Genomic DNA, 12,975 nt, shown 5'->3' with positions numbered 1-12,975 from the left:
ATCGCGGTGGCCACTGTCACGGGATTCGCACCCGTATGGCACAAGAACCGCAACTGGGGGCAGGTTCTCTGGAATATCGGTAAAAGTCGCCCAAGAACCCCCAGCGTCGTAGGGTCGTACACACAATGGAAAAGGAATGGCATGGCTCCCGCAATCACGCCCTGGCACGCGGGACTGCCGTAGCACTTCTCATGGAGGCCTGGTGGCAGTAACCCATGACGTCCCTAGCCGGCTCGACGAGCTGGTCTCCACCGCGCACCGGATTCGGCAGGCGATCGAGTCGGTGATCGAGGGCAAAGGGGACGCCGTCCGCCTCACCCTGACTGTCCTGCTGGCCGAGGGCCATCTGCTGATCGAGGACGTGCCGGGAGTCGGCAAGACCATGCTGGCCAAGGCACTGGCCAGGTCCATCGACTGCCCGGTCCGGCGCATCCAGTTCACGCCGGACCTGCTGCCCAGCGACATCACCGGTGTGAGCGCCTACAACCAGCAGACCCGGGAGTTCGAGTTCAAGCCGGGGCCGGTGTTCGCCAACATCGTGGTGGGCGACGAGATCAACCGGGCCTCGCCCAAGACGCAGTCGGCGCTGCTGGAGTGCATGGAGGAGCGCCAGGTCACGGTCGACGGAGTGACCTACCCGCTCGACGCGCCCTTCATGGTGATCGCCACGCAGAACCCGATCGAGATGGAGGGCACCTATCCCCTCCCAGAGGCGCAGCGCGACCGTTTCACCGCCCGGGTCGCGATGGGCTACCCGGAGCCCTCGGCCGAGCTGGAGATGCTCGACGTGCACGGCGGCACCCCGCCGCTGGACAAGCTGCAGCCGGTCGCCACGACCGCCGAGGTGCGCGCGCTGATCGAGGCGGTCCGCGGCGTGTACGTCTCGCAGCCGGTCAAGAAGTACGCCATCGACCTCGCCGTCGCCACCCGCCACTCCCCCGACCTGCGGCTGGGCGCCTCGCCGCGCTCGACGCTGCAGCTGGTCAGGGCGGCCAGGGCCAACGCGGCGCTGTCCGGGCGCGACTACGTCATCCCCGACGACCTGCAGGAACTGGCCGTGCCGGTGCTCGCGCACCGGCTGCTGCCCAGCGTCGAGGCCCAGGGACAGCGCCGCCTGCCCGAGCAGGTGGTGACCGAGCTGGTCAGGCGCGTGCCCGTGCCGGAGACGCGAGCGTCGTGAGAGACGGGCTGCGGGCGCTGACTTCCCGGGGACGCTCGTTCCTGGCCTCCGGGGTGGCCGCCATGTTGATGGCCTTCCTCCTGGGTGAGAACGACCTGTTCAGGATCGGGGTCCTGGTGACGGCGCTGCCGCTGCTCGCCGCGATGGTGGTGGCGCGCACCCGCTACCGGCTGAGCTGCGCGCGGCGCCTCGACCCGGCCAGGGCGGAGGTGGGCGGCGAGGCGACCGTGACGCTGCGCCTGGAGAACGTCACCCGGCTGCCCACCGGGCTGCTGCTCATCGAGGACACCGTGCCGTACGCGCTGGGCGTGCGGCCCCGGTTCGTTCTGGACCGGGTGGAGTCGCGCGGGATCCGGGAGATCGACTACCGGGTCCGCTCCGACCTGCGCGGCCGCTACACGATCGGCCCGCTGTCCGTGCGCATCACCGACCCGTTCGGGCTGGTGGAGCTCACCCGGGGGTTCACCATCAGCGACACGCTGGTGGTGACGCCGCAGGTGGTGGCGCTGCCCCACGTACGGCTGTCGGGTGAGTGGACCGGGGGCGGCGACAGCCGCACCAGGAGTGTGGCGGCGGCCGGCGACGACGACGTGGCGCCGCGCGAGTACCGGCAGGGCGACGACCTGCGGCGGGTGCACTGGCGCTCCACCGCCCGCCACGGCGAGCTGATGGTGCGGCGCGAGGAGCAGCAGTGGCAGAGCCGCGGCGCGCTGCTGCTCGACACGCGCCGCTACGCCCACCGCGGCGAGGGCCCGCGCTCCTCCTTCGAGGTGGCGGTCTCGGCCGCGGCCTCGATCGGCGTGCATCTCGCCCATGAGGGCCTCGGCCTGCGGCTGGTGACCGACCAGGGCGCCGAGCACCTGACCGACACCGGATTGAGCTGGTCGCTGCTCGACACCCTCGCGGTGGTACGGAACAGCCCCGCCCGCTCGCTGGAGCTGGGCGTGTCCGCGCTGCGTCAGGGCGGCGGCGACGGGCTGATCGTGGCCGTGCTCGGCTCGCTGGACCCGGAGGAGGCCAGGGAGCTGGCCAGGCTCAGGCACAGCGGCATCACCGGCGTGGCCGTACTCCTCGACGTGGGCACGTGGGACGGCGGCGAGCCGGGCTCCACGGAGAACTACCAGGCGGTGCAGGCGGTCCTCGCCGGTTACGGGTGGCGCATCGTGCGGCTGCCCGCCGGCGTCCCGATCGCCTCGGTATGGCAGGACGCCGCCAACCGCGGCAGGTACGCGCTCAACTCGGCGGGAGGTGCGGCATGAGGTTGTCGATCGCCTCCGCGGTGGCCACGTTCTGCGCGGCCGTCCTGCTCTATCCGCTCTTCCAGGGCGGCTCCTGGTTCTGGGGGTCGCTGGGCGCGGTGCTCGCGGTGATGTGCGGTGGCCTGGTGAGCGGGCGGCTGTCGCTGCCCGCGTGGGCGGCGGCCCTGGTGAACGTGGCCGCGCTGTGGATCTATCTGACCATGGCCTTCGCCTCGGACAAGGCGTGGGCCTGGGTGGTGCCGACCAAGGGGTCGGTGGTGGAGCTGGCCAAGCTGCTGGGCACCGGCTGGGCCGACATCCAGCGCTTCGCCGCGCCGGTGCCCGCCACCGAGGGCATCGCGCTGCTGACGACCGGCGGCGTGGGGCTCATCGCGCTCGTGGTGGACCTGTTCGCCGCGCGGTTGCGGCGGGCGGCGCTGGCGGGGCTGCCGATGCTGGCGCTGGCCACGGTGCCGGCCACGATCCTGGCGGATCCGATCAGCTGGCCCGCGTTCATCATCGCCGCCCTCGGCTTCACCGGTCTGCTGATCGCCGACGGCCGTGAACGCGTCGGCCACTGGGGACGCGCGGTGCTGGTCAGGCGGACCCGCGTCGCCACCTCACCGGTGCCGGGCGCCGAGCGCGAGACGGCCGACACCCGGGGGCTGCGCCTGTCGGGCAAGCGCATCGGGTTCGCCGCTATCGCGCTGGCGGTCCTGGTGCCCGCGGCGCTGCCGGCGATGGAGCCGGTGTCGTTCTTCACCTTCGGGGTGGGCGGCAACGGGTCGGGCAAGGGCAACTCGATCAGCATCCCGAACCCCATCGCCGGCCTGAAGGGCCAGCTGGAGCTGCCGGAGCGGCGCGTCGTCCTGTCCTACACCAACACCGATGACAAGCCCCGCTACCTGCGGATCTACTCGCTCGACACCTTCGACGGCGAGCAGTTCGGCATGACGGAGCCCAAGGGCTCGCCGGACAACAGGACGGAGAACGGCCCGCTGCCCACTCCGCCCGGCCTGTCACCGGCGACCAAGGTCTCGAACGTGACGACCAAGATCCAGCTCAGTGACGAGATCGAGCGGCTGTCGTTCCTGCCCCTGCCGTACCCACCGCGGCAGATCAACATCGACGGCGACTGGCGCGCGGACACCACCACCCTGATGGTCTTCTCCACCAGGGACGAGGCCGCCGGACTCGGCTACGAGGTCTTCACCACCGAGCCCGCGGTGACCAGCGACCTGCTCGAGGCGCTGCCGCAGGCCAGGGCCTCGGCGAGCGACCCGCGTTACCTCAAGCTGCCCGACAACCTGCCCCCGGAGATCAGGGACCTGGCGGCCAAGGTGACGGCGGACGCCCGGACCAGCTACGAGGCCGCGGTGAAGATCCAGGAGTTCTTCACCAAGACCGGTGACTTCACCTACAGCCTCAAGACGCAGGGCTCCGGCAACTCCGCGCTGAAGGACTTCCTGCTGCGCAGCAGGGCCGGTTACTGCGAGCAGTTCGCCGCGTCGATGGCGGTGCTGGCCAGGCTGAGGGGCATCCCCGCCAGGGTGGCGATCGGCTACACGGGCGGCACGAAGGACGGCGACAGGTGGACGGTCGGCACGAACGACTCCCACTCGTGGCCGGAGCTGTACTTCGACGGCGTGGGCTGGCTGCCGTTCGAGCCCACTCCGACGGGCTCGCTCGGCCAGGGCAGCGCCCGGGTGCCCGCCTACACGCAGCCGCTCCCCCGTTCCACGAGCGACGGCTCGACGCCGACGCCCGGGGCGACCAGCACGACCGACGACTCGCCGCTCGGCCCGCAGAACCGGGACAACCCCCGCGCGCTCGACCGCGAGGCCACCATCGCCGACAGCGGGCTGCCGGTGGACGACTCGATGCCGCTGATCGGCAAGATCGGCATCGGCGTGGGGGTGCTCCTGCTCATCCTGCTGATCCCGGCGGGGATCCGGCTGATCACCAGGAGCAGGCGGGTCCGCGCGCTGGGCTGGAAGGTGTCCGAGCCGTCGGACGATATGACGGCCAGGGTCGTGGCGGGCAGCCACCCGGCCGTGGCGGCCGCCTGGGCGGAGCTGGACGACGTGCTGTTCGACTACGGAATGGCCCGCGAGCCCAGCGAGACGCCCCGGGCGCTGGCGCGGCGGCTGACCGAGCGCTATGAGTTCGGGGCCGAGCCGGCCGCGTCCATCGCGACGATCGCCTCGGCGGTCGAGCGGGCGTTGTTCGCGCGGGACGCCGGAGAGATCGCGCCGATGAGGAAGGACCTTCGCAAGGTACGGCAGGCGCTGGCGGCCACGGTGTCGCGCTGGAGGCGGGTGCGGGCCCTGCTGCTGCCCCCGTCGACGCTACGGCGGCTGCGTCGGATGGGCGAGGGAGTGCTCGACGGCTTCGACCGGCTGGAGAACATCAGGTGGCGGCGGACGGCGGCCCACAAGGGCTCGTGAACGTCCGAATCGACCGTGCGGTCGTCCCCTTCCCGGGGGCGGCCGCACGGTCGTCTGGAGGTCGTCCGGCGCTCAGCGCTCGTCGTGACGACGGCGCCAGCGCTCCTCCATGCGCTCCATGAAGCTGCCTCGGTTGCCCCGGCGGCCCGGCTTGCCCGAGACGGAGGCACCAGAGGCGGGCGCGGCGTCGCCGAACCCGTTCATGCGTTTCCAGCTGGACAGACCCCACAGACACGCGGCGAGCATGACCACGAAACCGCCGACGCCGAGGGGAATCAAATTGATCACTACGCCGACCATCAGCAGGACGACGCCGAGCGCAAAGCCGATGGAGGCCTTGATGAGGCGACGTTTGTAATGGCTGCGCGGATCACTGATCCTTACGGTGTTGGCCCACTTCGGGTCCTCGGCGTAGAGGGCCTGCTCGATCTGGTCGAGCAAGCGCTGCTCGTGGTCAGAGAGCGGCACGGCGCCTCCCAAGGACGGCCCCAGGACGGGGAAGACGGCAACGGACGACACGGGGTGTCCGAACCTCGCGGTCGGTTATCCCCAGAATACGAGGCCGGAGACGTAGGCGAAAGCGAACGCCCAACGCAGACCAAACCGGAGGTGACGTCATGACTCCATTGTGGGTCATCCAGCGCCCCTCCTCAGAAATCGTGACATCGACGTCATGCCTCCATTTCATCAAGTCTGCCGCGTACAAGCGACGCCGGGAGCACCGCATCGGGACCAAATCTCCGGATTGCTCGATCCATCGCCTGTTCGGCCTCTCGCCAGCCGGTCTCCCGCTCGCCCAGACCGAGCTGGCGGGAGGATGAATCGGCGGGGCGCAGGTTTTCCATCCTGACCCCTACCAGGCGCAGCCGCACCCGCTCGAGCCCGGCGGCCTCGAAGAGCTCGCAGGCGGTCGCGTAGATCTCCTGGGCCACGTCGGTCGGCTCTCTGAGGGTCTTGGACCGGTTGATCGTGGAGAAGTCGGCTCGGCGCAGCTTCACGCTCACTGTCCTGCCCACGTGACCGGCCTTACGCATCCGGGCGGCCACTCGCTCGGACAGGCGCAGCAATTCGCGTTTGATCACTTCGGGATCGTCGATGTCGGCCGCGAAGGTCTCCTCGTTGCCGATGCTCTTGTCGGGCACGTGCGCGGTCACCGGGCGCTCGTCGCGCCCCCATGCCAGCGCCGCCAGATGACCTCCCACGGCCTGGCCCAGCTCGCGCCGCAGGGTGTTGACGGGGACCTTGGCCAGATCGCCGACCGTGCGGATGCCGAGGCGCGTCAGGGACTGCTCCGTGCGCTCGCCAACGCCCCACAGGGCCGAGACGGGCAACGGGTGGAGGAAATCCACCACCTCGCCCTCGGGCACCACCAGGAGGCCGTCTGGCTTGCACTGCTTCGAGGCGAGCTTGGCCACGAACTTGCTGCTCGCCACCCCCACCGAACACGTGATGCCGTAGCGCTCCAGCACCTGGGCCCTGATCATCGCGGCGATCACGGCGGGCGGGCCCAGCCGGCGCCGCGCGCCGCCGACGTCGAGGAACGCCTCGTCGGAGGCGATCGGCTCGACCATCGGGGTGATCGCGTGGAAGATCTCCATGACGCCCTTGGAGACCTCGGAGTATTTGCCGTGGCTGGGCGGGATGATGGTGGCCTGAGGACATATCCGGCGGGCCCTGCTCATCGGCATCGCCGAGTGCACGCCGTGAGCCCTGGCCTCGTAGGTGGCGCTGAGCACCACGCCGCGCCCGGCCGGCGAGCCGACGATCACCGGGCGCCCTCGCAGCTCCGGGCGGTCGAGCAGCTCGACGCTGGCGAAGAAGGCGTCCATGTCGACGTGCAGGATCGGGCAGCCGCCGTCATCGGCCCCGGTCTGAGGAGCGGGGCCGATGCCCGTGATCTGCTTGCGAGACACGCCACCATTCTATCCGAACACGTGTTCCATGGTAGGGGCAGGTCAGCCGCGATGGCCCAGGACATGGAGCTGCGTGGCGATGTCACGCAGCACGGGATGGACGGCGGCGGCCTGTTCGAGCGCCACGAGGGCCTCGGCGGCGCCCGGCTCGCCGTCGACCAGCCTGCTGGGCACCAGGTCGGCGAACACCCGCACGCCGTGCACCTCGCCGACCGTGAACCCGGTCGCGGCCAGCAGCTGGGCGAGCGTCTCCGCGGTGTAGCGGCGCGGGGTGGGGTCACGGTCGCCCCAGCTGCCCCTCGGGTCGCTCAGCACGGCCCTGGCCTCGTCGAACTGGCCCGCGAGCGCCCGGTGGATGGCGCTGGAGACCGGGTTGGCGGCCAGCACGCTGACCGCGCCGCCCGCGCGCAGCACTCCGGCGACGGCCGTGAGGGCGCTGATCGGGTCTTCGACGTATTCGAGCACGCTGTGGCAGATGACCAGGTCGGCGCTGTCGTGGTCGAGCAGGTCGCCCAGGTCGGCGGCGTCGCCCTGCAGGGCGCGCACGCCCACGCCCTTCTCCTTGGCCCGGCGCTCCAGCGCGGCCAGCGAGTCGGGACTCGGGTCGACCACGGTGACCGTGTGGCCAAGCTCGGCCAGCGGCACCGCGAACCCGCCGGTCCCGCCGCCGGCGTCGACGATGTCGAGAGCGTCGCGCCCCGTGGCGGCCGCCCGCTCGGCCAGCACCGCCCGCAGCGCCGCCCAGACCACGGCGGTCCGCACCGCCGGAGTCCTCGTCACGCCCGCGGTACGCCCTTCAGAACGCAACCTCGGCTCGCCTCCCTCTGCTCCACGAACCCATGTCGCCCGACCATGCCCCTAAAGCTCCGTCCCCTAAAGCTCCCGCCCCAGCCTACGCGGTGTGGGAGATCGCCCGCTCCGCCTCCTCGCTTCCAGAATCGTCGAAGCGCGCCCGCGGGTGCCACCTGCTGCGATGGACTTGCCGCCGACGATCTATACACAGAGGGACGTATGAGGATTTTTCGGTATATTGCGCTGGCAGTGGTGGCCCTGGGGCTCCTGCCGTCCGTACCGGCTCAGGCGGAGACGGCGGGCGAGGTCTACGGGGCGTACTCGCGCATGATGTCCCGCAGCGCCGGCCAGTTCTGGGCCGACGGCAAGGCCGCCGGGCAGTGGGCCTGGAAGCCGCTGTCGGACACCACGTCGGAGATCAGCTGGGGCGATCCCGCCAAGTGGCCGCCGAACTACGCGGAGAAGTTCGTCCACGACGGCGACTGGGTCATGCTCGACGGCTGGCGCGACAACGGCACCTACTACCGCGTGCGGGTCACCAAGGAGCAGATCGGCGACGCCAAGTGCGACGACCTGCGTACGCTGGCCACCAGCGGCCGGCAGCACTACGTGAAGTGGGACATCCCCGGCCAGGCGTACTGCCTCAAGGCCTGGGGCACCATCACCGAGGAGTCCTCGGGCAAGGTGGTCGACTTCGGCCACACGCAGATCTGGTCGCCGCCCGCGCCCTGCTCCAACGCGAAGTACGGCCGGAAGACCTGCGTCAAGCAGTGGGAGTCCTGGTGGGACAACCAGGGCGCGCCCGGCAAGCCGATCACCAGGAAGCTGGAGCGCGACCAGTTCATCGCCCGGGGCATCGGCATGGCCTTCGCCATCCAGCAGTATTTCCCCAAGACGTGGCGGGCCGAGGCGCACTCCGACTGGACCTGGTAGGACACTGGTGCCCCGCCGGCCGGGATGAGCCGGCGGGGCCTTTTGTGGGGCGTCGGCGCCCATGGCCGGCGCTGTCTTCCTGGCTCGGGACGGGACCGGGGCGGGTGGGCTCCTGGCCGAGCCGCACGGTCAACCATGCGCCCGGCGGGCGTCGAACGGTTGACCGTGCGGCATACACGTCCCTCGCCTAGCGCAAGCCGTGCAGGCCGCGTATGTGGAACGTACCTCGCGAATATGGACGGACTTCGGATCAGAAGTAGGAACTTCTTCTACTCGGTGGGGCCGGTATCCGCCGGAGGTAGAACCCGATGCATCCGAAGAGGCTGTCTAAAGAGTGATACTTGGCTTCAGCTGCTTGAAGCGGGCCAGCAGCCCGTTCACGAACTGGGGCGACTCATCCGTCGACAGCTCGCCCGCCAGGTGCACCCACTCGCTGATGACCACGCCCTCGGGGACGCCGGGCATCCACAGGAGCTCATAGGTGCCGCCCCGCAGCAGGTTGCGATCGACGGCGGGCATGCGGTCGAGGGTCCAGCCCTCGGAGTAGGTGGTGATCAGCTCGTCGATGCGGGCCTGGTGACGGGCCACGCCCTCGACGATGGTCGAGGTGTATTCGTTGACCGGGGGCTCCTGCCGTTCGACCCGCTCGGCGAGGATCCGCAGTGGATCCTCGCCGCGCAGTTCGGACTCGAAGAGGATGTCGAGCGCACGCCTGCGTGCTTTGCCTCGCGCCGACACCTCAGGCCCGGCCGAGGTATTCGCCGCTGCGGGTGTCGACCTTGATCTTCTCGCCGGTGGTGATGAAGAGCGGAACCTTGACCTCGGCGCCGGTCTCCAGGGTGGCGGGCTTGGTGCCGCCGGTGGAGCGGTCGCCCTGCAGGCCGGGCTCGGTGTTGGAGATGATCAGCTCGACCGCCGCGGGCAGGTCGATGTAGAGCGCGGAGCCCTCGTTGAAGGCGATCGTGGCCAGGGTGTTCTCGAGCATGTAGTTGGCGGCGGTGCCGACCGTGGCGGAGGGCACGTTGACCATGTCGTAGGTCTCGGTGTCCATGAAGACGAAGTCGTCGCCGTCCTTGTAGGAATATTGCATCTCGCGCTTGTCGACGTTGGCCACGTCGACCTTCACGCCGGCGTTGAAGGTCTTGTCGACGACCTTGCCCGAGAGCACGTTCTTGAGTTTGGTGCGGACGAACGCGCCGCCCTTGCCCGGCTTGACGTGCTGGAACTCCACAACGGCCCACAGCTCACCGCCGTCGAGCTTCAACACCATGCCGTTCTTGAGGTCGTTGGTCGTCGCCACTCGTATTCTCCCGCGTGTGGCCGCTCAAAGGACGAGCAGCTCCTTGGTCGTCTTCGTGAGGAGTTCCGGCCCGCCCGTGCGTGTCACAAGGGTGTCCTCGATGCGAACACCGCCCCGGCCCGGGAGATAGATCCCCGGCTCGACGGTGACAGGAACTCGATCCTCAAGTCTACCGGTCCTCAACGGGCCCAGGAACGGGTCCTCGTGGATCTCCAGCCCGACGCCGTGACCGAGGCCGTGTCTGAAGTGGCCGCCGTGACCCGCCGCCTCGATGACCGAGCGGGCGGCCGCGTCCACTTCCTTGGCCGTCGCGCCCGGCGCCAGCGCCCGGCTGCCCGCGCGCTGCGCCTCGGCGACCAAGTCGTAGATCTCCCGCTGCCAGGCGGCCGGGCCGCCCAGGGCGACCGTACGCGTCATGTCGGCGTGGTAGCCCTGGTAGCAGGCGCCGAAGTCGACGGTGACCAGGTCGCCTGTGCGCAGCTCCCTGCCGGTGGGCGCGTGGTGCGGGATGGCGCCGTTCTCGCCCGCCGCGACGATGGTGGCGAAGGCCGGACCGTCGGCGCCCAGTTCGATCATCCGGGCCTCGAGCAGCCGGGCGACGTCGCGCTCGGTGACGCCGGGGCCGATGTTGCCCATCACGTCGGCGAGTGCCTGGTCGCTGATCGCGCAGGCCGTACGGAGGAGTTCGAGCTCGTCGTCGTCCTTGACCGCCCGCAGCACCTCCACGAGCGGCTCCAGCGGCACGGGCCCGCTCTCCAGCAGGCTGCTCAGCCGGTTGAACGTCGCCACGCTCATGCTGGCCGCCTCGATCCCGATGCCGGGCGCGGCCAGCCGGGCCGCCACGTCGGACGCCTCGACGGCCGCCACGTCCAGCCCGCGCGTCTTCTCGATGTAGCGGTTGTCGGTCACCAGCAGCGCGGAGCCGTCGGCCTTGACGAGCACCGCGGCGTTCGAGCTCTCCAGCCCGGTGAGGTAGCGCACGTTGACGCCCGAGGTGACGAGGATCGCGTCGACCTCGCGCGCGGGCAGCATTTCCGCGACCCGCGCCCGGCGTTCCGGATAATTGACGGTCATTTCGTCAATGTACGTGTATTAACCCTCGCGCCACTATTGACCTCCCCTGTCACACGCGAATACCGTGCCGAACGCTGTTCTCATAATTCCATGGAGCGCCCCATGATGCGGTACGCCTTAGCTGTCGCCTTGACCGTTCTGACCATGGGGAGTGTCCCGGCCGCCGCCGCGCCGCCGCCACCCGGTCACATCCGGGTCGATCAAGTGGGCTTCGCCCCCGCGGAGTCCAAGCACGCCTTCCTGATGACCCGCGCGCGGTCCGCGGGCGCCCGCTTCAGCGTCGTCCGCGACGACGGGCGCGAGGTGCTCAAGGGTACGGCGGGCCGCGACCTGGGCTCCTGGAACGGCACGTACGGGCACGTGTACGGCCTGGACCTCACGTCGCTGAAGGACCCGGGCCGCTACCGGATCAAGTCCGGCACGATCACCTCCCCCGCCTTCCGGATCGCCCCGGCCTCGCCCACCTCGAAGATCCTCACCTTCTTCGAGGGGCAGCGCGACGGCGGCCGCAGGCATGCCAACGACAAAGCCGCCTCGGTCTACGACTGGCCCGTGTTCACCGGGCCGGACACCGACGAGATCAAGGGCGGGCTGCGGAAAATCGGCGGGCCGGTGAACGTCGAGGGTGGCTGGTTCGACGCGGGCGACTATCTCAAGTTCACCCACATCCTGGCTTATGTCGACACACTGCTCTGGGCCTCGGTCCGGGACGGCGGACCCGACCAGAGTCTCAATCGCGAAGCCACCCATGGCCTGAAATATCTGGACAAAATGTGGGACGGCGCTTCCAAGACCCTCTACATCCAGGTCGGCATCGGCGCGGGCGACAAGGCGGCCACCTACGTCGGAGACCACGACGTCTGGCGGCTGCCCGAGTCCGACGACACCTCCAAGCACCGCTACCTGCGCCACCGGCCGGTCTTCCGCGCGGCCGCCCCCGGCAAGCCGATCAGCCCGAACCTGGCCGGCCGTACCGCGGCGGCCTTCGCGCTGGCCGCGCAGCTGGAACCCTCCCGGGAGCGGGCGACGGCACTGCTGGGCAAGGCGGCGGCGGTCTACGCGATGGCCAAGACGGAGAAGGTGGGGCAGCTCGTCACGTCGCTGCCGCACGCCTTCTACCCGGAGAGCGCCTGGCGCGACGACATGGAGCTGGGCGGCGCCGAGCTGGCGCTGGCGGCGCTGCGGCTCGGCGACGACCGGGCCGTGGGCTGGCTGGAGCAGGCCACGCGCTGGGCCGGCCAGTACCTGGAGCACGAGACCGGGGACGACACCCTCAACCTGTACGACGTGAGCGCGCTCGCCCACACCGACCTGGTCAAGGCGATCCGGCAGGCGGACGCGTCCAGCCCGGTGCAGGCCGACCAGGTGATGGGCCCGGACGGGCAGCCGGCGCTGGTCGGCTCGGGGGGTCAGCAGAAGATCTCCGACGGGCTGGCGGTCTCCGAGCAGCAGCTGGTTGACGATCTGCGGGCCCAGCTGGAGATCGGTTCCGCGCGGGCGGCCAAGGATCCGTTCCGGGCGGGGGCCGCGTACGCCGAGTTCGACGCGGTGCCGCACGCGTTCGGGCTGGCGGCGACGTCGCGACTGTACGCGTCGGTGAGCGGGGACCGGGCCTACGACGCCTTCGGGACGCGGCAGCGCGGCTGGGTGTTCGGCGCCAACGCCTGGGGCGTGTCGTTCGTCGCCGGGGCGGGCGAGAACGCGATCCGGTGCCCGCACTACCAGATCTCCGACATCACCCGGAAGCCCGCCACGGGGGCCGTGGTGAACGGGCCGAACGACGCGTCACTGTTCCACGACGGGCTGGGTGGCCACCTGGAAGGGATGGTGCCCTGCCCGTCGGACGGCGTGGACCGCTACGCGCCGTTCACCGGGCGGGGCAGCCGGTTCGTGGACGACGTGCGGTCCTGGCAGGCGTCGGAACCGGCGGACGACTTCGCGGCCATCGGCGTCTACGCGCTCTCGCTTATGTCGCGCTGAGGGCGGTGGTTCGTCACACGATCGCCTGTCTTCTTCCGCCCCCGAAGGGGGGATCCTCCCAAAGGCCTCAGCCACCACGGGCCGTCACGGATCCACGGTCCGTCACGGCAGGCGTCCC

General features: G+C 70.3%; 11 protein-coding genes. 5 read left to right on the top strand and 6 right to left on the bottom strand.

What is annotated here, in order from left to right:
- Nucleotides 1-136: 136 nt before the first annotated feature.
- The 3 genes from ACGFJ2_RS25475 to ACGFJ2_RS25465 are packed head-to-tail and all read left to right on the top strand — an operon-like array spanning nt 137 to nt 4,865.
- Nucleotides 137-1,180: an AAA family ATPase gene (locus tag ACGFJ2_RS25475; RefSeq protein WP_393472151.1), complete on the top strand. Its 1,044-nt coding sequence runs from the start codon at nt 137-139 to the stop codon at nt 1,178-1,180.
- A complete protein-coding gene (locus ACGFJ2_RS25470) occupies nt 1,177-2,439 on the top strand; it encodes a DUF58 domain-containing protein (protein WP_357945380.1) in 1,263 nt (420 codons plus the stop codon). Before ACGFJ2_RS25475 ends, ACGFJ2_RS25470 begins: the two co-directional genes overlap by 4 nt.
- Nucleotides 2,436-4,865: a transglutaminaseTgpA domain-containing protein gene (locus ACGFJ2_RS25465; protein ID WP_393472147.1), complete on the top strand. Its 2,430-nt coding sequence runs from the start codon at nt 2,436-2,438 to the stop codon at nt 4,863-4,865. Before ACGFJ2_RS25470 ends, ACGFJ2_RS25465 begins: the two co-directional genes overlap by 4 nt.
- A 72-nt stretch (nt 4,866-4,937) precedes the next feature.
- Here ACGFJ2_RS25465 and ACGFJ2_RS25460 read toward each other — a convergent pair whose 3' ends face one another.
- The 3 genes from ACGFJ2_RS25460 to ACGFJ2_RS25450 form a co-directional block, all read right to left on the bottom strand.
- Entirely contained in the window at nt 4,938-5,333 is a 396-nt protein-coding gene (locus ACGFJ2_RS25460) for a DUF3040 domain-containing protein (RefSeq protein WP_358181095.1), read from the bottom strand.
- 203 nt (nt 5,334-5,536) lie between these two features.
- Nucleotides 5,537-6,778 (bottom strand): DNA polymerase IV, encoded by a 1,242-nt coding sequence (gene dinB, locus ACGFJ2_RS25455; RefSeq protein ID WP_357945375.1) that lies wholly within the window; start codon nt 6,776-6,778, stop codon nt 5,537-5,539.
- 42 nt (nt 6,779-6,820) lie between these two features.
- Entirely contained in the window at nt 6,821-7,540 is a 720-nt protein-coding gene (locus tag ACGFJ2_RS25450; protein WP_358181098.1) for a methyltransferase domain-containing protein, read from the bottom strand.
- A gap of 282 nt (nt 7,541-7,822) precedes the next feature.
- On the opposite strand from ACGFJ2_RS25450, the gene ACGFJ2_RS25445 reads away from it, so the two are divergent.
- Nucleotides 7,823-8,503, top strand: coding sequence for a hypothetical protein (locus tag ACGFJ2_RS25445; protein ID WP_357945369.1), 681 nt, complete (start codon nt 7,823-7,825; stop codon nt 8,501-8,503).
- A gap of 327 nt (nt 8,504-8,830) precedes the next feature.
- On the opposite strand, the gene nusB is transcribed toward ACGFJ2_RS25445, so the two are convergent.
- The 3 genes from nusB to ACGFJ2_RS25430 are packed head-to-tail and all read right to left on the bottom strand — an operon-like array spanning nt 8,831 to nt 10,877.
- The gene (gene nusB, locus ACGFJ2_RS25440; protein ID WP_225291799.1) at nt 8,831-9,241 is read right to left on the bottom strand and encodes a transcription antitermination factor NusB; all 411 of its coding nucleotides are present in this window, start codon (nt 9,239-9,241) and stop codon (nt 8,831-8,833) included.
- Nucleotide 9,242: 1 nt separating this feature from the next.
- Nucleotides 9,243-9,803, bottom strand: coding sequence for an elongation factor P (efp, locus tag ACGFJ2_RS25435; protein WP_358181102.1), 561 nt, complete (start codon nt 9,801-9,803; stop codon nt 9,243-9,245).
- A 24-nt stretch (nt 9,804-9,827) separates the two neighbouring features.
- Entirely contained in the window at nt 9,828-10,877 is a 1,050-nt protein-coding gene (locus tag ACGFJ2_RS25430; RefSeq protein ID WP_357945367.1) for a Xaa-Pro peptidase family protein, read from the bottom strand.
- A gap of 144 nt (nt 10,878-11,021) precedes the next feature.
- On the opposite strand from ACGFJ2_RS25430, the gene ACGFJ2_RS25425 reads away from it, so the two are divergent.
- Complete coding sequence (locus ACGFJ2_RS25425) at nt 11,022-12,857, top strand: glycoside hydrolase family 9 protein (RefSeq protein WP_357945365.1); 1,836 nt, start codon at nt 11,022-11,024, stop codon at nt 12,855-12,857.
- The last annotated feature ends 118 nt before the right edge of the window (nt 12,858-12,975 follow it).

It is taken from the genome of Nonomuraea sp. NPDC049028, assembly GCF_043197735.1.
Taxonomy (GTDB): domain Bacteria; phylum Actinomycetota; class Actinomycetes; order Streptosporangiales; family Streptosporangiaceae; genus Nonomuraea.
This window is presented reverse-complemented; position numbering and strand designations above follow the sequence as displayed.